The organism is Umezawaea tangerina, from assembly GCF_003002815.1.
GTDB classification, from domain to species: Bacteria; Actinomycetota; Actinomycetes; order Mycobacteriales; family Pseudonocardiaceae; genus Umezawaea; species Umezawaea tangerina.
In genome coordinates this window covers 561904-582736 of sequence record NZ_PVTF01000003.1, presented here as the reverse complement: position 1 = coordinate 582736, position 20833 = coordinate 561904, and the positions used below count along the sequence as shown (strand labels likewise).

Genomic DNA, 20833 nt, shown 5'->3' with positions numbered 1-20833 from the left:
TCGGTTTCCGCGGGAGGCCGACCGCACCCGTCGTGGTCAGGTCCGCTCGTCCGGCTTCACCACCGGATCGCCGGTCCGGTCGCGGGTGGCCAGCACGGAATGCGTTCGGCCGTAGGCGAAGTAGACGACGACGCCGACGAGCATCCAGATGACGAACCGCACCCAGGTCAACGCGGTGAGGTTCAGCATCAGCCACAGGCAGGCGAGGATCGCCAGGATCGGGACCAGCGGCACCAGCGGCGTGCGGAAGCCGCGCGGCAGGTCCGGGCGGGTCTTGCGGAGGATGAGGACACCGGCCGAGACGAGCATGAAGGCGAACAGGGTGCCGACGTTCACCATCTCGGCGAGCTTGCCCGCCGGGAAGAAGCCCGCGGCGAGGGCGATGAGCGTGCCGACGAGCAGCGTGACCCTGGTCGGGGTGCCGTGGCTGCCGGTCTTCGCGAGACCGCGCGGGAGCAGGCCGTCGCGCGACATCGCGAACAGGACCCTGGTCTGGCCGAGCATGAGGACCATGACGACCGTGGTGAGGCCCGCGAGGGCGCCCACCGAGATGATGTTGGCCGCCCAGTCGACGCCGAGGTTCGCGAACGCCGTCGCGAGGTTGGCGGGCGTGCCGTCGTCGGAGGTCTTCAGGTCCGTGTACGGGACCATGCCGGTGATGACCAGCGCCACCGCGACGTACAGCACGGTGACGATGACCAGCGAGCCGATGATGCCGCGCGGCAGGTCGCGCTGCGGGTTGCGGGTCTCCTCGGCGGCGGTCGCGACGACGTCGAAGCCGATGAACGCGAAGAACACCAGCGACGCGGCGGCGAGCATCCCGTACGCGCCGAACGTGCTGCCCGACTGGCCCGTGATCAGCGAGAACAGCGACTGCTCCAGACCGCTGGACCCGACACCGGTGCCACCGCTCTGCGCGGGCGGGATGTAGGGGCTGTAGTTCGACGCCTTGATGTAGCCGACGCCGACCACGATGACCAGCAGCACCACCAGCACCTTGACGGCGGTGATGACCTGGCTGACCCGCGAGGACAGCTTGGTGCCCAGCACGAGCACCGTGGTGAGGGCCGCGACCAGCAGGACGGCGCCCCAGTCGAAGTCGACCGACCCGATCGCGACCGTGGTCTTGGCCTCCAGCCCGATCTGGCCGAGCACGATCTGCAGGTAGGACGACCAGCCCTTCGCCACGGCCGCCGAGCCGACCGCGAACTCCAGAACGAGGTCCCAGCCGATGATCCACGCCACCAGCTCGCCGAACGTGGCGTAGGAGAACGTGTACGCGCTGCCCGCGACCGGGACGGTCGAGGCGAACTCGGCGTAGCAGAGCGCCGCGAGGCCGCAGGCGACCGCGGCGAGGACGAACGACAGCGAGACCGACGGTCCCGCCAGGTCACCGGCGGTCTGCGCCGCCACGGTGAAGATACCGGCGCCGATCACTACGGCGACGCCGAACACCATCAGGTCCCAGGACGTCAAGTCCTTGCGGAGCTTGGTGTCCGGCTCGTCGGTGTCCTCGATCGACTGCTCGATGGACTTGGTGCGCCACAACCCGTTCCCCGGCACGTGGTCCTCCTGTCGCAGGGTGACTGACGACCTTTGACCATAGGGGGATCCGCGTGCCGGGGCAGGTCAGGAGATCAGGCTCCCTTGATCGCCGGGTCGGGGGCGGTCTCGGTGAGGCTGCGGTCGAGGTCCGGCTCCAGGTAGATGAGCCGGGCGGCCGGGATCTTGTTGCGGACGCGCAGCTCGGCGTCGTTGATGGCCTCGGCGGTCTGGGCGACCGTCAGGCCGGGGTTGAGCGCGATCTTCGCGGCCACCAGCAGCTCGTCGGGGCCGATGTACTGGGTGCGGATGTGGATGACCCGCTCGACCTTGCCCTTGGCCAGCTCGGCCACGAGCACGTCGAGCTCGGCGGGCGAGGCGCCCTCTCCGATCAGCAGGCTCTTCATCTCGACGATCAGGACGACCGCGATGACACCCAGCAGGACACCGATGGAGATCGTGCCGAGCGCGTCCCACACCGGGTCACCGGTGAGGGTCGCCAGGCCGACGCCGATCAGCGCGAGCACCAGGCCGACGAGCGCGCCCGCGTCCTCCAGCAGCACGACCGGCAGCTCCGGCACCTTCGACTGGCGGATGAACTGCCACCAGGTCGCCTCGCCCTTGAGCTCCGTCGACTCCTTGATCGCGGTCATGAAGCTGTAGCTCTCCAGACCGATCGCGACCAGCAGGATGATCACCGCGACGATCGGCGACGACAGCGGCTCCGGCTCCTCCAGCTTGTGGATGCCCTCGTACAGGGCGAACACCGAGCCGAGCGAGAACAGCATCAGCGCGACGACGAACGAGTAGAAGTACCGGTCGCGGCCGAAGCCGAACGGGTGGTTGCGGGTCGCGACCCGCTTCGACGTCTTCTGCCCGAGCAGCAGCAGGCCCTGGTTCGACGTGTCCGCGAGCGAGTGCACCGACTCCGCGAGCATCGACGACGACCCGGTGACCAGGAACCCGACGAACTTCGCGGCGGCGATCCCCGCGTTGGCCACCAGCGCGGCGATGATCGCCTTGCTTCCGCCCCCTGCTGACACGTGCGCCCCCTGATGAGGTCGAAGTCCGATTTGTCGAGCCGAACCCTAACCGGCCGGGCGGGCTCAGGCCCCGGCGGTGGCCCGGAACACGAGCGCGGGTTCCCCGTCGGCGGACTTCACAACCACCGCCGGATCGGCGGCGGCCAACCACATGGACCTGCCCCTGGCCAGCTCGATCTCGCGGCCGGCGCCGTCGTGGACGCGGACCGCGCCGTCCACGCAGATCAGGATCTGGGGGCCCGCGTCGTCGACCCGGACCTCGAGGTCGGCGGCCAGGTCCAGCCGGGACAGCTCGAACTCCTGCGACGGCGTGCGGTACACCGCGAGGCCGGGCGCGACCTCCTCGCCGCGCTGCACGGGCATGTCGCCGCAGCCGAAGTCCAGCACCCGCAGCAGCTCCGGCACGTCGACGTGCTTGGGGGTGAGCCCGCAGCGCAGCACGTTGTCCGAGTTCGCCAGGATCTCGATGCCGGTGCCGTGCAGGTAGGCGTGCAGGTTGCCCGCGGGCAGGTGCACGGCCTCGCCGGGCTGGAGCACCAGCCGGTTGAGCAGCAGCGCGGCCAGCACCCCGGCGTCACCGGGGTAGGCCTCCCCCAGCTCCAGGACCGTGCGGCACTCCAGGTCGAACTCGCCGTGCTCCTTGACGTGCAGCACGCACGCGTCGAGCACCTGCGGCAGCAGCTGGTCCAACGCGGTCTGCGGCAACGTGATCAGCGTCGTGAACAGCGCCCGCAGGCCCTGCTCGTCCGGCTGGCCCGCGAGCAGCTCGGCGTAGGGGGCGAAGTCCGGCGCGTCCAGCGACCGCAGCAGCGCGGCGGTGCGGTGGGGGTCGCGGAAGCCCGCGAGGGCGTGGAACTCGGTGAGCGCGCAGACCAGCTCGGGCTTCGGGGACGGGTCCTTGTAGTTGCGGGTCGGCGCGTCCATCGGGACGCCCGCCCGCTCCTCGGCCGCGAAGCCCTCGGCGGCCTGCTCGGCCGACGGGTGGGCCTGCAGGCTCAGGGCCTCCTCGGCCGCGAGGACCTTCATCAGGAACGGCAGCCTGCCGCCCCACCTGGTGGCGAACCGCTCGCCGAGCTGGGCCGCCGGGTCGGCGGCCAGCAGGTCCAGCAGCGACCGCTCCTGCCCGTCGGGGCCGACCACGCGGGACGGGTCGCCGGGGTGGGCGCCCATCCACAGCTCGGCCTCGGGGTGCGGCGCGGGAACTTCCTTGCCCAGCAGTGCGGAGATTGCGGTGCGCGAGCCCCACGCGTAAGCGCGGATGGCGTTGTGCAGCAGTTCCACGGTCTCGCTCATTCCCTCGTCGGCGTGCCTCAGACCGCCGGTGCGTACAGACCCGGTCCGCCCAGCGTTCCCGCCGCGAGGCCCAGGTAGAGCGCGGCCAACTCGAACCGCAGGGCGAGCAGTGCCGCGCACACCGCGTCGCCGCCGGTCACTTCCTCCGCCGGTTCCAGCACGTCGACGCCGGGCACCGTGTCGAGCGCGGCTCGGCGGGCGTACTCGGCGGCCTGCCCCTGCCGCACGGCGAGCAGCATCACCCGCACCTGGCCGGTCGGCTCGTCCTCGGGGTCGGCGAACAGGTCTTCGCCCGACGCCGACTGGACGGCACGGCGGTGCAGGACGGAACGGGTCAGCGCCGTGGGGTACCCGGCCACGTCGCTCACCACACCCGCGTAGCACCCGAGCATCGCGGCGCCGTGCGCGGCGACCGCGGTCGCCGGGTGGTCGAGCCCCCACAGCAGCGGGGTGCGGTCGGCCAGCCGCAGCGCCAGCGACTTCGCCGGGTTCACGAACGACTCGTGCATCGGGTGGTCGCGCTCGGCCTCGCGGTCCAGCTCGTCCGCGATCAGCCCGATGTCGGTCTTGAGCAGGCCCAGCGCGTTGAGCGCGACGAGCCAGCCGCCGAACGCCCTGGGGAACCCGAAGCCCTGCGGCACCGGCACCCTCGGCGGGATCAGCAGCGCGTGGCCCGCGGCCGACGCGGCCACCGGACCGTCCGGTTCGGCGGTCAGCAGCACCCGCGCGCCACGACGGCCCGCGCGGTAGATCGACTCGGCCAGCACGGCGTCGCCGGGATCCTCGGTGTGCGCCAGCACCACGTCCAGCGCGCCGACCCACGGCGGGAGCTCGTCCGCGACGACCACCGGGACCGGGCAGCCCGGTCCGAGCAGCGCGGAGGACAGCTTCGCCACCGAGCTGCCCACGCCGGGACGGGTCAGCAGCACGAGAGCGCGCGGCCGTTCCTCGAACATCCGGGCGACGCCCAGCTCCGTGGCGACCTCCGCGGTGGCGCGGACCTGCGCCCCGGCGTGGGCGGCCGCCCGCAGCCAGCCGCCGGTGTCGTTCTCACCGAGTCTGGCGGAGTCTTCCAGCAGTGTGTCGTCCAGCATGCCGGGTCACCCGGCCGTCGGGTCCGGGTCGGTGTCGAACCGGACGGCCTCGTCCAGCAGCAGCACCGGGATGCCGTCGGTGACGGGGTACGAGCGGTGGCACACCGAGCAGGTCAGGTAGTTCGCCGCCGGGTCGGTGCCGTCGCCCGCCACCAGCGCCCCGTGCTCCGGGCACGGGCAGGCCAGGATCTCCAGCAGCCTGCTGTCGAGTTGCACAGCCATCGTCTTCCCTTTCGTCAGCCGCGCACGATCGCGAGCACGTCGTCGCGCAGCGCGGCGACGGCGTCGGAGTCGGCGGCTTCCACGTTCAGGCGGAGCAGCGGTTCGGTGTTGGAGGCCCGCAGGTTGAACCACGAACCGTCGGGCAGGTCGACGGTGAGACCGTCCAGCTCGTCGAACGTGACGCCGGGGCGGGCGCCGTAGGCGGCCTTGATCGCCGCGATCCGGTCGGCCTGGTCGGCGACGGTGGAGTTGACCTCACCCGACGCGGAGTAGCGCTCGTACACGTTCGTCAGCTCGGACAGCGGGCCGTCCTGCTCGCCGAGCGCGGCCAGCACGTGCAGCGCGGCCAGCATGCCGGTGTCGGCGTTCCAGAACTGCCGGAAGTAGTAGTGCGCGGAGTGCTCGCCGCCGAAGATCGCGCCCGTGGTCGCCATCTCCGCCTTGATGAACGAGTGGCCCACGCGGGTGCGGACCGGCTTGCCGCCGTGCTCGGCGACGATCTCCGGGACGGCCTTGGACGTGATCAGGTTGTGGATCACCGTGCCGCCGGGGTCCTTGGCCAGCTCGCGCACCGCGACCAGCGCGGTGATCGCGCTCGGCGACACCGGCTCGCCGCGCTCGTCGATCACGAAGCAGCGGTCGGCGTCGCCGTCGAAGGCCACGCCCGCGTCCGCGCCGACCTCGACGACCTTCGCCTGCAGGTCGACCAGGTTCTTCGGGTCCAGCGGGTTGGCCTCGTGGTTCGGGAAGTTGCCGTCCAGCTCGAAGTACATCGGCACGATCTCGATCGGCAGGCCCTTGAACACCTCGGGCACCGTGTAGCCGCCCATGCCGTTGCCCGCGTCCACGACGACCTTCAGCGGCCGCGAGCCGGACAGGTCCACCAGGTCGAGCAGGTAGGCGGCGTAGTCGGCGAGCAGGTCGCGCTCGGTGCGGGTGCCGGGGGTGACGCCCTCCGCGTCCGGGACGCCGCGCTCGGCGTCCTCGCGGACCTGGGAGAGGCCGGTGTCCTGGCCGACCGGGGAGGCGCCCGCGCGGCAGAGCTTGATGCCGTTGTACTTCGCGGGGTTGTGGCTCGCGGTGAACATCGCGCCGGGCAGGTCGAGCTTCCCGGAGGCGAAGTACAGCATGTCCGTGCTGGCCAGGCCGATGCTGATCACGTCCACGCCCTGGGCGTTCACGCCGTCGGCGAACGCGGCGGACAGCTCCGGCGAGGAGTCGCGCATGTCGTGGCCGATGACGACGGCGGGCCCACCGACCAAGCGCGCGAACGCGGCACCCAGGTCGCGGACGACGGCGGCGTCGAGCTGTTCGCCCACCACACCACGCACGTCATAGGCCTTGACGACGCCGGACAGATCGCGCACGCGGACACTCCTCGGCTGGCATTCCTCGACACGGTCGGCTGTTGACACCGCCCGGCCGGAAGCCTACCGGTGACCCGTGCGGGGGTTCAGTCCTCGTGCGGATCAGGCAGAACGCGCAGGTGGCCCCGTCGGATGTTGCCGGTCTGGAGGTCGCGCTGCAGATCGCGGACCTCCAGCGGCCGGTCGGCCCTGCCCGCCTCGCGCACGGCCTCGGCCAACGCCGTCAGGTCGTCCACCGTCGGCTCGGGCGCCGCGAACTCACCCTGGTACCTCACGACTTCCCACCCGCGGGGGGCGGTGAGCCTCAACGCGTGCTCCTCGCACAGGTCGTAGCTGTGCGGTTCGGAGTACGTGGCAAGGGGTCCGACGACCGCGGTCGAGTCCGCATAGGCATAGGTGAGCGTGGCGACTGCCGGGTTAGCGCACCCGGTTCGCGAGCACCGTCTCACGCTCCGCACGGCGGGGACGATAGCGCGTCCGCCGCCGGTCGTGTCGGAGGCACGCGGTAAACGGCGTGAGCGACCTCTCGTTTCGTCCCCGCGAGGGTGCGTCTGGAGGGGTTCCGCGCTGGACAACTAGGCTCAGGGGTGTGGTGACGGCTCGGGGTTCGCGGCGACAGGGTTCTCCGCGGCGACGCAATCGCGACAGGCACGGAAGAGGCCTGCGCGGACCGCTGTACCCGGCGACCCTCCCCGCGGCCCGGAGCCGGGCCGAGCGCTTCGACGCGCTCGTGCTGGAGGCGCTGGAGCCGATCGAGGCGCGGTGGCGGACCGAGCTGACCCAGCTGGACGTCGCGGTGGACGACGTGCCGGACGTGCAGGTGGCCGAGTCCGAGGACGGCGGGGTCGTCGAGGACGGCAACGTGCCCCTGGCCCGGTTGATGCCCGCGGTGTCGGACAAGTCCGGGGTGCCGACCCGTGCGCGGATCGTGTTGTACCGGCGGCCGCTGGAGGCGCGCGCCAAGGACGGCGCCGACCTGTCCGACCTGGTGCACGACGTGCTGGTCGAGCAGGTCGCCAACTACCTCGGCCTCGACCCCGACGTCATCGACGGGGAGTAGTCCCCCGCGAGGGGATCGCGGTCAGCAGCGCGAACAGGGCCGCGGCGCCCTGGAGCAGCAGGAGCAGCTCGCGGACCGAGCCGCCCGCCTCGACCCGGACGTCGCTCGCCGTCGTCGGCACCGTGACCCCCACCTGGTGGCCCCAGACCCGTGAGACGGGCGCGGGCCTGCCGTCGACGGTCGCGCGCCAGCTCGGCTCGTCCTCGGCGGCCAGGACGAGCACCCGGCCCTCCGGTCCCTCGGAGACGCGGACGCCCGCGACCGGTGGACCCGCCTCGACCGGCGCGATGCCGGGGACACCGAGCTCGGTGGGCGGGTCGCCGCCGGAGCGGGCGCGGCGGGCCAGCTCCGGCGACAGCAGGACGGCGTTGCCCGCCGCGAGCTGCACGCGCAGGACCGGGCGGCCGTCGGACGTCGAGGGGGCGTCGGCGACCAGGTCGCCGACGGCCGAGCGCAGCTTGTCGGCGGTCGGGCCGTCCGGCGGTACGACGAACGCGACGCCCGCGGTCGCGGCCTGCGCCAGTGCCAGCCGGGCGGTGTCGCGGGTGCCGGAGGTGAGGTCGCGGGTCCAGCGGTTCAGCCGGGCGGGGCTGGAGGAGGTCGGGACGAGGTCGTCGTCGCCGAACGACGGCGTCCGACCGGCCACCTGGCGGGTCGGTTCGCCGTTCGCGCCGAGGACCAGCACGGCGCGGCCGGTGCGCGGCAGCTCCTGGGCGACGGTCGACGGGAGCTCGTCGGTGCCGGCCCGCAGCGGACCCTGGCGGAGACCGAGCAGGCCCGAGACCGCCAGGCCGAGGACGGCGAGGACGCCGACCAGGGACACCAGGTGCCGGACGCGAGCGCTTGCGGGCGGGCCGTCGCGGCGGCAGGCGGCCAGGACGACCCAGAGCAGGCCCCAGCCGAGCAGGACGAGGGGCGCGCCGGTGAAGCCGTAGCGGGCCGGACCGCCGGACAGCGGGGACATCGGGACGGCCAGCAGGGCGGCACCGGTGAGCACGCCCAGCACGACCACACCGAGGCCGGGGAGCATCGCGCGGTTGGGGCGCAGGGCGAGACCGCCGAGCGCGGCCAGCACCACGAGCGCGCCGACGAACGGGAGCGCGCCGGGGCCTCCGGGCCGCAGGGCCACCAGGTCCAGCGGACCGACCGCCGGGGTGTCCACCACCGCGCCCACGCCGTGCAGGACGACCACGGGGTTCTGGAGCACCACGGCGGGCCACGGCAGCAGCAGCGCCATGGGCAGCAGGACGACGGCGAACAGGCCCGCCACCCGGCGGCGGCCCTCGCCGGGGTTGCCCGGCAGGACCACGAAGCCGACGAGGGCGCCGACGACCACCGCGAGGTGCACGAGTGGCGAGAACGCGCCGATCGCGGCGGCGGCGAAGGCGGTGCCGGACACGATCGGCAGCCACGCCCGCCCGCCCGCGCCGCGCAGCACGCCGAGGACGCCGGTGAACACCAGCGGGGCCAGGACGTGGACGACGACCACGTCGAGCCTGCCCTGGCTGACCGCGGAGGTGGCGGCGGGCAGCAGCGCGTAGGCGGCGGCGACCACCGCGCGGACCGGGCGGCGGACGCGCATCCGGCGGGTGGCGACGTAGGCGGCCAGCGCGGCGATCGGGGCGTCGAACAGCAGCACCAGCGCCACGAGGGTCGCCGGGCCGCCGAAGAGGACGCCGAGGGTGCCCAGGACGGCGAGGGACGCGGAGGCGGGCGAGGTCGTGCCACCGGAGACCGGGTGCCACGCGGCGAGGTACTCCGACCACGTGGCGCCGAGGTCCCCGACGGGCAGGAGCCTGCCGCCGGACAGGTCGAACCCGAGCCTGCCCGAGTTCGCGACCAGCGCGAACAGGGTGAGGCCGAGCACCAGCAGCAGCGGAGGGGCGACCAGCAGCGACCGCAGCACGCGGGCCCGGTCGACCTCGACGAACACCAGCTCGGGCTCGGGCCGGGCGTCCCTCGGCACCGGCGACGGACGTGGTCTCGGGCTCGGCCGCGCGGTGGGCGGCAGCACCGCCTCGGTGATCACCGGCACGGCGGTCGCGGGCCTGCGCAGGCCCCCGGTGGCACGGGCCGGGTGGCCGCGGCCGAGCACCCCGGCGGGCAGCGCGTCCGGTCCGACGGCCTTGCGCCTGCCGTCCTTTTCGGACGGTGGCGGCCGCCAGCCGCTCGGCCTGCCCTCGTCCTCCGGCAGCCTGCCGAGCGTGACGTCCGCCTCGACGCGGCGGCGGATCAGGTACGAGGCACCGGCCCGCACGGCGTTGCGGAACCTGGTCGTGCGGCTGGTGAACAACCCGCGCACCGAGCCCTTGCCGCCGCGGCGGGCGGCGCGGGCGGCGAGCAGTCCGGCGCGGCCGCCGACCAGGTAGCGCAGCGCGCCGAGCTCGCCGTGGCCGTCGGACCACCGGCGGAGCAGGAAGAAGCCGAGCGCGCGCAGCACCTGGAGCACGGCCAGCCTCGGCAGGCCGAGCAGGAACGACGGGGTCGAGGTGTTGGTCAGGAACGTGCGCAGGCCGTGGGCGCGGTCGACGCCGCGCAGCAGCGGACCCGGCCGCGCGGCGACCGCGTCGAGCCTGCGCAGTCCCGCGGACGCGGCGCGGGCGTGCCGCATCCTGGCGACCGGGACGCACAGCACGAGGTGCCCGGCGCGGTTGGCGCGCCAGCCGAAGTCGATGTCGTCGCGCAGCAGCGGCATCCGCCGGTCGTAGCCGCCGAGGGCCTGCCACACCTGGCGCTTGACCAACGACCCGGCGGAGGACACGGCGAGCACCTCGGTGCTCTGCTCGAACCGCGCGGTGCCGCCGGAGCCGAAGCGGCTCCAGTCCAGCTCGGCGGGGCCGACGCCGGTCTGCCGGTGGCCGGAGGAGTCCGTGGACACCCCCGCCTCGACGACCAGCCGGGGGTCGGCCCAGTCCAGGGCCAGCGGGCCGAGCACGGCCGCACCCGGCGACAGGTCGGCCGCGGTCAGCAGCGCGGCGAGGCAGTCCGGTTCGGGCGCGCAGTCGTCGTGCAGCAGCCACAGCCACTTGCCGGGGTCGCCCCAGCGCTCCACCGCGTGCTCGACGGCCGCGTGCACGGCCGCGCCGAACCCGGTTCCCCTCGGCAGTCTCAGCACGCCGTCGACGACGCGGTCCTGGCCGTCCGAAGCCTCGGCGAGGATCCTCGCCGTGCGGTCGGTGGAACCGGTGTCGACCGCGATAACGTGACGAGGCCTCGGTTCTTGCCTGCGCAACGCGGAAAGCGCGGTGCCGAGCCACTGCTCCCCGTCGTGGCAGACCAGCACGGCCAACACCGGCGCGGTCCGGAGCCGCGGAGTGGTACTGCTCACCAAGTGCCCACTCCCGTGCCGCTCGCCGCCTTACCCGTCAGTGGAGCATTCCTCACGACAGGCCGGTTCGGCGAGCTTTCACACGGCGCGCTTCTTGAGCTTCCTCCGCTCGCGTTCGGACAGGCCGCCCCAGATGCCGAAGCGCTCGTCGTGCGCCAAGGCGTACTCCAGGCATTCCGAACGCACCTCGCAGCCAAGGCAGATGCGCTTGGCCTCACGGGTGGATCCGCCCTTCTCAGGGAAGAACGCCTCCGGGTCGGTCTGCGCACACAGGGCGCGCTCCTGCCAGTCCTGCTCATCAGTCGCGTCGTACAACTCGGTCAGCACACCCAGCTCCTGCGCCGGGCTGTCCAGCCGGTCCACGACACGATCCCCGTCGAATCCCTGCATACCGTCCGCCTCCTCGCCTTCCGCTCTCCCCGGTTGGCGGACACCACGCGCCGTCCCCACAACGACGAATGACACCGATGTGATTACACCTGCGTCACAGCAGGCGGTCAAGCCGAGTCCACAGGACGGGGGATATTCCCGCGAATGGACCCAAAACCCTTGACTAGCAGCACAGACGGTGATTGGTCCCGTGCTCGTAGCGATGCCCGCAGCTCCAACGGCCTAAGGGCGATCAGCGGGATGGGCCGCGCGCACCGCGCGGGACACGCCACACTGATGGGGTGAAGCGATCAGCTGTGCGACCCAGTCCACTGTTCCTGGGTTTGTTGGCGGCCACCGTCGTGGGTGCGGTGCTGACCGTGTTCGAAGGCGAAGCCCTCCTCATCACGGGCACCGTGCTGTTCATCCTCGGCGGGTGGGCGGTTTCCTTGTGCCTGCACGAGTTCGGGCACGCGATCGTCGCCTACAGGGGCGGAGACTACTCGGTGCGGAGCAAGGGTTACCTGACCCTCGACATCCGCAACTACACCGATCCAGTGCTGAGCATCGTGCTACCGCTGGTGCTCCTCGCCTTCGGCGGCATCCCCCTTCCGGGTGGTGCGGTGTGGATCAACCACCACTCCCTGCGCTCGAAGGGGGTCGAGTCGATGGTGTCGCTGGCGGGTCCGGCGAGCAACCTCGCGCTCGGCGCGCTTCTCGCCGGATCGGTGGCCGTTTTCAACCCGTCCGTGGGACTCGCGTCCGCCCTCTCCTACCTCGCCTACCTCCAGATCATCGCTTTCGTCCTGAACATCCTCCCCATCCCCGGACTGGACGGGTGGGGTGTCTGGGAGCCCTTCATGCCCCCCGCCGCGCAGCAGTTCGGCGCCAAGGTGCGGCCGTGGGCGCCGCTGGTGCTGTTCGCCTCGCTGTTCGCGTTCCCGATGGTCGCGGTGGTGTTCTTCGACATCGCCGAGGTCGTGTTCGGACTGCTCGGCGGGCACATGAGCTTCGCCGCGTTCGGCCAGTCCAACTTCATGTTCTGGCGCTGACGAAACGGCGCGGTTCACCACGTGGGAGGATCGCGACCCGTGAAGGTCGTCGTTTTGGTGGGTGGCGTTGGCGGTGCCCGGTTCCTCGTCGGGCTGAAGGCCCTGCTGGGCTCCGATCCGGGGAACGAGGTCGTCGCGGTGGTGAACACCGGTGACGACGTGTGGATGCACGGGTTGCGGATCTGCCCCGACCTGGACACCTGCATGTACACGCTCGGCGGGGGCATCGACCCCGAGCGCGGCTGGGGTCGGCTGGACGAGTCCTGGACCGTCAAGGAGGAGCTGGCCGCCTACGGCGCCGAGCCCACCTGGTTCGGGCTCGGCGACCGGGACATGGCGACGCACCTGGTGCGCTCGCGGATGCTCCGGGCGGGTTACCCCCTCTCGGCGGTCACCGAGGCGCTGTGCGCCCGCTGGGAGCCGGGGGTGACCCTCCTGCCGATGTCGGACGACCGCGTCGAGACGCACGTCGTCGTCGAGCAGGACGGCGAGCAGAAGGCGATCCACTTCCAGGAGTGGTGGGTCCGGCACCGCGCCGAGCTGCCTGCCAGGTCGTTCGCCTCCGTGGGCGTCGACCAGGCCACCGCGGGCCCCGGCGTGCTGGACGCCATCGCCACCGCCGACGCGGTGCTGTTCGCGCCGTCCAACCCGGTCGTCAGCGTCGGCACGATCCTCGGCGTGCCGGGCGTGCGCGACGCGCTGCGCAAGACCGACGCGGGCGTGGTCGGCATGTCCCCGATCATCGGCGGCAAGCCGCTGCGCGGGATGGCCGACGCCTGCCTGACCGCGATCGGCGTCGAGACCAGCGCCGAGGCGGTCGGACGGCACTACGGCTCGCGCAAGTGCTCCGACGACGGCGTGCTCGACGGCTGGCTGGTCCACAGCGACGACCGCGCCGACGTCGAGGGCGTGGCGGTGCTCCCGGTGCCGCTGCTGATGACCGACGTGGACGCGACCGCCGAGATGGCCAGGGCGGCGCTGGACCTGGCGGGTGTCGACGTTGGCTGAGCCGCTGGACCACTCCGCGCCCGCGGGCATCGAGCTGCTGCCCGTCCCCGGCCTGCCCGAGTTCCGCCCCGGCGACGACCTCGGCGCCGCGGTGGCGGAGGCAGCCCGGTGGCTGCGCGACGGTGACGTGGTCGTGGTGACCAGCAAGGTCGTGTCCAAAGTGGAGGGCAGGCTCGTCACCGTGCCCGCCGACCCGGAGGAGCGCGACGCGGTCCGCCGGGCGTGGGTCGAGACCGAGTCGGTGCGCGTGCTGGCGCGCCGGTCCCGCACCCTCATCACCCAGAACAAGCTCGGCGTCGTGCAGGCCGCGTCGGGCGTCGACGCGTCGAACGTGGCGGGCGACGAGATCGCCCTGCTGCCGGTCGACCCGGACGCCTCCGCGGCCGCGCTGCGCGCGGACCTGTTGGCACGACTGGGGGTCTCGGTCGCCGTCGTGGTCACCGACACCATGGGCCGGGCGTGGCGGATCGGCCAGACCGACGCCGCCATCGGCTCGTCCGGGCTCGCGGTGCTGCACCGCTACCGCGGCCAGGTCGACCGCCAGGGCAACGAGCTGGTGGTCACCGAGGTCGCCGTCGCCGACGAGATCGCGTCGGCCGCGGACCTCGTCAAGGGCAAGCTCGGCGCCGTCCCGGTGGCCGTCCTGCGTGGACTGTCCGTTGTGGACGACGGCTCCACGGCCCGCGACCTGACCCGGCCGGTCGAGGACGACCTGTTCCGGCTCGGCACCGAGGAGGCCATCGCGCAGGGCCGCGCGGAGGCCGTGCTGGTCCGCCGGTCCGTGCGGGAGTTCACCGGCGAACCGGTCGACCCCGCGGTGCTGCGCCGGGCCGTGGCGGCCGCGCTGACGGCCCCCGCCCCGCACCACACCAGGCCGGTGCGGTTCGTGCACGTGACCGCGCGGCGCGAGGCGCTGCTGACCGCGATGCGCGAGCAGTGGGAGTCGGACCTGCGGGCCGACGGCTGGGACGACGAGCGGATCGCCCGCCGGGTGAAGCGCGGCGACCTGCTGCACGGCGCGACCGAGATCGTGCTGCCGTTCCTGGTCCGCGAGGGGGCGCACGACTACCCGGACGCCCGCCGGGCCGCCGCGGAGGTGACGATGTTCACCGTCGCGGGCGGAGCGGCGGTACAGGGGCTGCTGGTGGCGCTGGCCGCCGAGGGCGTCGCCTCCTGCTGGGTCTCCTCCACCATCTTCTGCGCCGACGTGGTCCGGCGGGTCCTCGACCTGCCGGACGACTGGGAGCCGCTGGGCGCGGTGGCCGTCGGCCACCCCGTCGACCCGCTCACCCCCAGACCCCCGCGCGACCTCGACGAAGGGTTCCTCGCACTGTGACGCTCCACTCGGACGCCGTGTCGGTACTGGGCGGCTGGCAGCCGGTCGACCGGGAGCAGGAGGCGCTGAAGCAGGCGTACCTCGGGTTCCTGGGCGCTCGGGACGACGCCTGTGCCAGGTCGTGCGAACCGGGGCACATCACCGCGTCCGCGCTGGTGCTGGACGCGACCGCGGAGCGGACCCTGCTCACCCTGCACCCCAGGGTGGGCCGGTGGCTGCAGCTGGGCGGGCACTGCGAGCCGACCGACGAGACGCTGCTGGGCGCCGCGCTGCGCGAGGCGACGGAGGAGTCGGGCATCCGGGGGCTGCGCGTCGAGGCGCAGCCGATCCACCTGGACGTGCACCCGATCACCTGCTCGCTCGGCGTGCCGACCCGGCACTTCGACGTGCGGTTCCTGGTCCGGGCGCCGGTGGGCGCGCAGCCGGTCCGCAGCGCCGAGTCGGTGGACCTGCAGTGGTGGCCGCTGGACTCGCTGCCCGCGAACGTGGACGACCTGCTGCCGATGATCGACGCGGCGCTGGCCAGGCTGCGGTAGCCCGTCTCACATGGCGCGGTAGTCGCGGGGCGAGAACCGCGGGCCGAACCTCGGCTTGCGGAAGCCCGACGCCTCGACGTAGCGGACCGCGCGGTGCCGTTGCGGCGAGTAGGGCGCCAGCACCTCGGCCATGCCGTCGTCGTCCAGCGGCTTGCCGAGCAGCGCCCAGCCGACGACGGAGGGGATGTGGAAGTCGCCGAAGCTGACCGCGTCGGGGTCGCCCCACGAGCGCTGGGCGATCTCGGCGGCGGTCCAGACGCCGATGCCGGGGATGAGCCGCAGCAGCTTCCGGCCCGCTTCCCCGCGCAGCTCCACGGCCCGTTCCAGGCGGTGCGCGACCTGGGCCGCGGCGATCAGGGCACGGCGGCGGGCGCTGTCGACACCGGCCTTGTGCCACTCCCAGTCGGGGATCCCGAGCACGGCGCGCGGGGTCGGGACGACGCGCATCCCCGCGGGCACCGGACCGGGGGCCGCGGTGCCGAACCGGCGGCAGAGCTCGCGGTAGGAGCGCCTGGCCTCGGTGCCGGTGACCTTCTGCTCCAGGATCGACGGCAGCAGCACGTCCCACACCCGGCCGGTGGCCCCGAGCCGCAGGCCCGGCGAGCGCCGCCGGGTCTCGGCGATGAGCGGGTGGTGGCAGACGAAGGCGGAGTCGTCGTCATCGGCCCCCAGCAGGGCCGGGAGGCCGTCCAGCAGCCAGTCGGCGCCGTCGCCCCAGGCCGTCCCCTCGACGACCCCGTCCGGCCTGCGCACGCGGAGCGTGCCGGGACCGGACGGGGTGTTCGCGGTCAGCCAGACGGCACCGGTGGCGTCCTGCTGGAACGTCGGATCGCCCGCTCCACGGCGGAGCGGGCGCAGGACCGCTCCCACGTCCAGCGGGAACGGCGGTGACCAGGTTCTTCCCAACGGCTACCTCACACGTCGGCTGAGAACCGTACGCCTGCCTCCGGGAGGACGACGTCCGGCCACACCCGCGCGCCGCCGACGAGCTCGCAGCGCGCCCCGATGACGGCGCCGTCGCCGATCACCGCGTCGCGCAGGACCGCACCGGCCTGGACCAGGGCACCGGCGCCCAGGACCGTTCGTTCCACGACCGCGCCCTCGCCGATGACGGCGCCGTCGAACACCACCGAGCCGTCCACCACCGCACCCGCGGCGACCGTCGTGTTCGCGCCGATGGTCGTGCCACCGGACAGGACCGCGTCCTCGTGCACCTCCGCACCGCCGAGGACGATGGCCTCACCGGGCTCCGACGGCAGCGCCGACGACGGGGCGATGCCGCGGACCAGGTCGGCCGAGCCCTGGACGAACGCGGCGGGCGTGCCGAGGTCGAGCCAGTAGGTGGCGTCGACGTGGCCCTGGATCCGGGCGCCGCGCTCCAGCAGGCCGGGGAACGTCTCGCGCTCCACGGACACCGGACGGCCCTCGGGGATCTCCAGGACGACCTCGCGGCGGAACACGTAGCACCCCGCGTTGATCTGGTCGGTCGGCGGGTTCTCGGTCTTCTCCAGGAACGCCGTGACCCGGCCCTCCTCGTCGGTGGGCACGCAGCCGAACCGGCGGGGGTCGTCGACCTTCACCAGGTGGAGGGTGACGTCGGCCTCCGCCGTGCGGTGCGTCTCGACGATCCCGTGCAGGTCGACGCCCGAGAGGATGTCGCCGTTGAACACCATCACGTCGCGTTCCCGCAGCTTGTGGGCCACGTTGCGGATCGCGCCCGCGGTGTCCAGCGGCACGTCCTCGACCACGTACTCCAGCTCCAGCCCCAGCTTGGCGCCGTCGCCGAAGTAGTCCTGGAAGACCTCCGCCTTGTACGACGTGCCCAGGACCACGTGGGTGATGCCGACCGAGCGGATGCGCGACAGCAGGTGCTCGAGGAAAGGCACCCCGGCGGTCGGCAGCATCGGCTTCGGGGCGGACAGGGTGAGAGGACGAAGTCGGGTTCCCTTGCCACCGACCAGAACCACAGCTTCCACGCCGTGCAGCTCCGACATGCCCGTTTTTCCTCCTCCACTAACACGCAACGACCGATTCGAATACTGTGGCAGACAGCATCCGATAGACGGGCAGTGGTCCCTGGCGGGCGCGTGTCAGAAATCGGGAACGCCGGCACCCCCAGCCGGCCCTAGGCAACGCAGGAGAGATCCGAATGGACCCCCGCGACCGGGCCGACGCGCTGCTGGCCCGTGCACGAGCACGTGGCGCCCAGATCGTCACGCCCGACAACATGACCTCGCCGATGGACTCGTCGGCGACGCAGCAGATCCCGCGCACCGTGGTGAACGCGGTCGACCCCCGCCAGGTCGACCCGGAGTCCACGATGATCATCTCCGCGCAGATGGCGGCGGGGGGTGGGCGGCCGCCGCAGCAACCCCAGCAGCAGGCGCCGCAACAGCCCCAGCACCAGCCGCAGCAGGCCGCGCAGCAGCAGTACCAGCAGCAGCAACAGGCGCCGAAGCAGCAGCACTACCAGCCCGAACCGGGCCAGCGCGTCAGCCCCGGCCCGGTGCCCACCGTGCAGCAGGTGCCCGGCGGGCGACCGAGCCTCACCCAACGGCTGTCCGGCGACAACAAGCCGCCGCAGCCGGGCCTGACCCAGCGGCTCAACGGCGACGGGTGACCAGCTTCAGCCTCAGCCCGAGACCGAGCCGGACCGCGAACAGCACCGGCGCCCACTGCGGGCCCCGGTGGCGGTCGGCCAGGTAGCGGTAGGCGCTGCTGTGGTGCGCGGCGAGCATCCGCGCGGACGCGCCCGCGGTCGAGTGGCCGCCGATGTGGACCACCTCGGCCTCCGGTACGTACACGTTCAACCACCCGGCCCGGCCGATCCGGTCGCCGAGGTCGACGTCCTCGAAGTACATGAAGTAGCGCGCGTCGAAACCGTCGACCGAGTCGAAGGCCTCACGGCGGAGCAAGAGGCACGAACCGGACAACCAGCCCGCCGGGCGCTCGGTGATCGCGGCCTTCTCCTGGCGGTACTCGCGGGTCCACGGGTTCTGCGGCCAGACCTTGCCGAAGACCGCGTGGCCGAGCCCCCGGCCCAGTGACGGCAGGAGCCTGGCCGAGGGGTAGACCTCGCCGGTGGTCTCGCGGATCAGGGGCCCGAAGGCACCACCGCGCGGCCAGCGCTTCGCGGCGTCCAGCAGCTTGTCGAGGGAACCCTCGCCCCACTCGACGTCCGGGTTCGCGATGACGACCCAGCCGACGTCGTCCGGCAGAGCGGCCACACCGCGGTTGGCACCGCCGCCGTAACCGAGGTTGCCACCGGTCGGGAGGAAGGTGACGTCCTCGCGCTCAGCCGCGGCGCGCTCGGGCTCGCCGTCCTGGGAACCGTTGTCGGCGAGGACGACCCGGACGGGGAGGGTGGTGGCTTTCGCCAGGGTGTCGAGGAAGCGGTCCAGGGTCTCGCCCGGTGAGTAGGTGACGGTCACTGCCGCCAAGGCGTCGCCGTAGCGCTTGGAGTCGGTCACGGGGGGACATTGTGCACCGGTCTAGTGGTGGTGGACGTGGTGGACCACCGCGTGGCCCTTGCCGCGGGAGATGAGGAGGCGGTTGACCGGGACCGTGACGACGAAGGCGACCGCCAGGGAGAGGGCCAGGGTCCCCCAGAAGAGGAAGGTGGCGAGGCCCGCGTCCATGGCGCCGGGGATGGCGAGGACGACGGTGTTGTCGACGAGCTCCATGGTGAGGATGGAGAGGGTGTCGGCCGCGAGGGCGAGCTTGATGGCTTGGTTGAGGGGGATGTCGGCTTTGAGGATGCCTTGGAGGGTGAGGGCGTAGCCGAAGAGGAAGGCCAGGAGGACGGAGAGGGTGATGGTGGACCAGGTGGGGAGGGTGGCGGCTGTGCCTATGACCATGCCGAGGATCTCGCCTATGGCGCAGCCGGTTAGGCAGTGGAGGGTGGCGGAGGTGGCTGTTCGCCAGGTGGTGTCCGGGGTTTGCATGGGGTGAGGATACCCCTGGGGGGTATGTTTTGGTGGGGGTTGTTGGGAGGGTCGGCTGGAGGTGACCGGCTGTGCTCGCCCGCGCGAAGCCCGGGTCCTTGGGCGCGTTCTGGGGTGCCCACCCGCGGGAAGCCCGGCCCCCGGCGCGCGATTGTCTCAATGCCTGATCTTGCTTGTCAAGACGATGAAGCTGTCTTGACAAGCAAGATCGGGCAGGAGGGCGCTGTGGATCGGGGGCAGAGGGGAAGTCTGGCTTCGCCAGCATCAGGCTGCGCCTGACTCAGGCATCCTTGCTGCGCGTCGGACACTGCATCCTTGCTGCGCTGCGGACAAGGCCCCAGGCGCTTCGCGCCGGATGCGCGCTGGCGGGCTGCGCCCAACGTCGAGGGGGTGGCTGGGGTGGGTGTGCGTCGGGGTGGGTGGGTGGTGGGTGGCGGGGGTTTGCTTCTACCTGCCGCGGCGGTGCATGAGGTTGGCGCGGGAGTAGGCGAGTTGGTGTTTTGCGGCGCTGGTGGACCAGCTGAAGTCCTTGGCGCGGAGTTGGGCGTCCGTTGACAGTGCGGCGCGGCGGGCGGGGTCGTCCAGGAGTTCGGATAGGCCGGCGGCGATGTCGCCTGCGCCTACGCCGCAGTAGGCGACTGCTTCGCCGCCCACCTCGGGGAGGCTCAGGCGGCGGGTGGTGAGGACTGAGGCGCCGCAGGCCATGGCCTCCAGCACCGGCAGGCCGAAGCCTTCGCCGAGGCTGGGGTAGGCGACGAGTTCGGCGCCGCCGAGGAAGCCCGCGAGCTGTTCGAAGGGGAGGTATCCGGCTCGGATCACGCGGATGCGGTGCGGGACGACGTCCAGGGCGCGTTCGACCTGGCCGTCCCAGCCCGGTTGGCCCGCGAGGACCAGGGCTGGGGGGTTGGGGCGGCCCACGCAGGCCTGGGCGAAGCCGCGGATGAGGGCCGGGACGTTCTTGCGGGGTTCGAGGGCGCCGAGGAAGGCGACGTAGGGGGTGTCGCCCAGGCCGAGGGAGCGGCGGACGGCGGCGGTCTCCTCGGGGGCGGGTGGGTGGAAGCGGTCGTTGTCGACGCCGTGCTGGGCGATGTGCAGGGAACGGCGGTCGGCGCCCGCGACCCTGGTGAGCTCGGTGGCGGTGGCCTCGCTGGGGACGACGCAGAGGGCGGCGCGGCGCAACGAGGCCCTGGTCCAGGCGCGGAAGAAGCGGGCCTTGACCGAGGAGTGCAGGATCGGGTCGGTGAAGAAGGTGGCGTCGTGCAGCGTGACGACGGTGGCGGAGCGGTTGGCGACCGGCATCGTGTAGTGCGGTGAGTGCAGCACGTCGACACCCAGCCGGGCCACGATGCGGGGCAGGGTGGTCTGCTCCCAGGTGAGGCGGGCGGTGCGGGTCGCGACGGACTCGGCGGCCACGACGACGCGGGACGAGGGCGCGAGCGCGGTGTAGAGGTCGGCGTCGCGGGGTTGGCAGACCACGCTGAGCCGAGCCCCGTCCGCGTCCAGCGCGGCCACCAACGAGTCGACGTACCGGCCTACGCCACCGCGGTCGGCGGGCACCGCCGTGGCGTCGATCAGCACGCTGGGTTCGACGAAGGGCACGGGGCTGAGAGTAGTGCCGTCGACCAACCGATCTGCGGAG

General features: G+C 72.6%; 20 protein-coding genes. 6 read left to right on the top strand and 14 right to left on the bottom strand.

Annotation, left to right across the window (positions count from 1 at the left end; translation table 11 throughout):
* Nucleotides 1-36: 36 nt before the first annotated feature.
* The 7 genes from CLV43_RS13135 to CLV43_RS13105 form a co-directional block, all read right to left on the bottom strand.
* Nucleotides 37-1563, bottom strand: a complete 1527-nt coding sequence (locus CLV43_RS13135; protein WP_106187365.1) for an amino acid permease — start codon at nucleotides 1561-1563, stop codon at nucleotides 37-39.
* 74 nt (nucleotides 1564-1637) lie between these two features.
* Nucleotides 1638-2585, bottom strand: a complete 948-nt coding sequence (locus CLV43_RS13130) for a cation diffusion facilitator family transporter (RefSeq protein ID WP_106187364.1) — start codon at nucleotides 2583-2585, stop codon at nucleotides 1638-1640.
* A 63-nt stretch (nucleotides 2586-2648) separates the two neighbouring features.
* A complete protein-coding gene (gene manA / locus CLV43_RS13125) occupies nucleotides 2649-3866 on the bottom strand; it encodes a mannose-6-phosphate isomerase, class I (RefSeq protein ID WP_106187585.1) in 1218 nt (405 codons plus the stop codon).
* A 29-nt stretch (nucleotides 3867-3895) separates the two neighbouring features.
* Nucleotides 3896-4972 (bottom strand): SIS domain-containing protein, encoded by a 1077-nt coding sequence (locus CLV43_RS13120; RefSeq protein WP_106187363.1) that lies wholly within the window; start codon nucleotides 4970-4972, stop codon nucleotides 3896-3898.
* A 6-nt stretch (nucleotides 4973-4978) separates the two neighbouring features.
* The gene (locus CLV43_RS13115) at nucleotides 4979-5194 is read right to left on the bottom strand and encodes a Trm112 family protein (protein ID WP_106187362.1); all 216 of its coding nucleotides are present in this window, start codon (nucleotides 5192-5194) and stop codon (nucleotides 4979-4981) included.
* A gap of 14 nt (nucleotides 5195-5208) precedes the next feature.
* The gene (locus tag CLV43_RS13110; RefSeq protein WP_106187361.1) at nucleotides 5209-6561 is read right to left on the bottom strand and encodes a phosphomannomutase/phosphoglucomutase; all 1353 of its coding nucleotides are present in this window, start codon (nucleotides 6559-6561) and stop codon (nucleotides 5209-5211) included.
* An 86-nt stretch (nucleotides 6562-6647) separates the two neighbouring features.
* The gene (locus tag CLV43_RS13105; RefSeq protein WP_106187360.1) at nucleotides 6648-7019 is read right to left on the bottom strand and encodes a DUF3499 domain-containing protein; all 372 of its coding nucleotides are present in this window, start codon (nucleotides 7017-7019) and stop codon (nucleotides 6648-6650) included.
* Between the two features lie 131 nt (nucleotides 7020-7150).
* Here CLV43_RS13105 and CLV43_RS13100 point away from each other — a divergent pair, with 131 nt between their 5' ends.
* Nucleotides 7151-7621, top strand: a complete 471-nt coding sequence (locus CLV43_RS13100) for a metallopeptidase family protein (RefSeq protein WP_106187359.1) — start codon at nucleotides 7151-7153, stop codon at nucleotides 7619-7621.
* Here the strand turns inward: CLV43_RS13100 and CLV43_RS13095 are convergent.
* Nucleotides 7605-10949: a glycosyltransferase gene (locus tag CLV43_RS13095; protein WP_342749766.1), complete on the bottom strand. Its 3345-nt coding sequence runs from the start codon at nucleotides 10947-10949 to the stop codon at nucleotides 7605-7607. The genes CLV43_RS13100 and CLV43_RS13095 overlap by 17 nt on opposite strands.
* Nucleotides 10950-11027: 78 nt before the next feature.
* Nucleotides 11028-11339 carry a WhiB family transcriptional regulator gene (locus CLV43_RS13090; RefSeq protein WP_106187357.1) on the bottom strand — a complete coding sequence of 104 codons (312 nt, stop codon included), beginning with the start codon at nucleotides 11337-11339 and terminating at the stop codon, nucleotides 11028-11030.
* A 281-nt stretch (nucleotides 11340-11620) separates the two neighbouring features.
* Here CLV43_RS13090 and CLV43_RS13085 point away from each other — a divergent pair, with 281 nt between their 5' ends.
* From CLV43_RS13085 to CLV43_RS13070, 4 genes are read left to right on the top strand one after another with little or no spacing between them, the layout of a single operon-like run.
* On the top strand, nucleotides 11621-12370 hold the full coding sequence (locus CLV43_RS13085; RefSeq protein ID WP_170155822.1) for a site-2 protease family protein: 750 nt from the start codon (nucleotides 11621-11623) through the stop codon (nucleotides 12368-12370).
* A 39-nt stretch (nucleotides 12371-12409) separates the two neighbouring features.
* Nucleotides 12410-13378 (top strand): 2-phospho-L-lactate transferase, encoded by a 969-nt coding sequence (gene cofD / locus CLV43_RS13080; protein WP_106187355.1) that lies wholly within the window; start codon nucleotides 12410-12412, stop codon nucleotides 13376-13378.
* On the top strand, nucleotides 13371-14714 hold the full coding sequence (locus tag CLV43_RS13075; protein WP_211304339.1) for a coenzyme F420-0:L-glutamate ligase: 1344 nt from the start codon (nucleotides 13371-13373) through the stop codon (nucleotides 14712-14714). Before cofD ends, CLV43_RS13075 begins: the two co-directional genes overlap by 8 nt.
* Nucleotides 14711-15250: an NUDIX hydrolase gene (locus tag CLV43_RS13070; RefSeq protein ID WP_106187354.1), complete on the top strand. Its 540-nt coding sequence runs from the start codon at nucleotides 14711-14713 to the stop codon at nucleotides 15248-15250. The genes CLV43_RS13075 and CLV43_RS13070 overlap by 4 nt, the downstream gene beginning before the upstream one ends.
* A 6-nt stretch (nucleotides 15251-15256) precedes the next feature.
* Here CLV43_RS13070 and CLV43_RS13065 read toward each other — a convergent pair whose 3' ends face one another.
* Together CLV43_RS13065 and manB are read right to left on the bottom strand one after the other, a co-directional pair.
* Nucleotides 15257-16156, bottom strand: a complete 900-nt coding sequence (locus CLV43_RS13065; protein WP_106187353.1) for a DNA-3-methyladenine glycosylase family protein — start codon at nucleotides 16154-16156, stop codon at nucleotides 15257-15259.
* An 8-nt stretch (nucleotides 16157-16164) separates the two neighbouring features.
* Entirely contained in the window at nucleotides 16165-17244 is a 1080-nt protein-coding gene (gene manB, locus CLV43_RS13060; protein ID WP_106187352.1) for a mannose-1-phosphate guanylyltransferase, read from the bottom strand.
* Between the two features lie 155 nt (nucleotides 17245-17399).
* On the opposite strand from manB, the gene CLV43_RS13055 reads away from it, so the two are divergent.
* Entirely contained in the window at nucleotides 17400-17870 is a 471-nt protein-coding gene (locus tag CLV43_RS13055) for a hypothetical protein (RefSeq protein ID WP_106187351.1), read from the top strand.
* Here the strand turns inward: CLV43_RS13055 and CLV43_RS13050 are convergent.
* From CLV43_RS13050 to CLV43_RS13040, 3 genes are all read right to left on the bottom strand, one after another.
* On the bottom strand, nucleotides 17854-18720 hold the full coding sequence (locus tag CLV43_RS13050; protein WP_106187350.1) for a glycosyltransferase family 2 protein: 867 nt from the start codon (nucleotides 18718-18720) through the stop codon (nucleotides 17854-17856). The genes CLV43_RS13055 and CLV43_RS13050 overlap by 17 nt on opposite strands.
* A gap of 21 nt (nucleotides 18721-18741) precedes the next feature.
* Complete coding sequence (locus CLV43_RS13045; RefSeq protein WP_106187349.1) at nucleotides 18742-19194, bottom strand: DUF4396 domain-containing protein; 453 nt, start codon at nucleotides 19192-19194, stop codon at nucleotides 18742-18744.
* A 447-nt stretch (nucleotides 19195-19641) separates the two neighbouring features.
* Nucleotides 19642-20772 carry a glycosyltransferase family 4 protein gene (locus CLV43_RS13040; protein WP_106187583.1) on the bottom strand — a complete coding sequence of 377 codons (1131 nt, stop codon included), beginning with the start codon at nucleotides 20770-20772 and terminating at the stop codon, nucleotides 19642-19644.
* Nucleotides 20773-20833 lie beyond the last annotated feature (61 nt).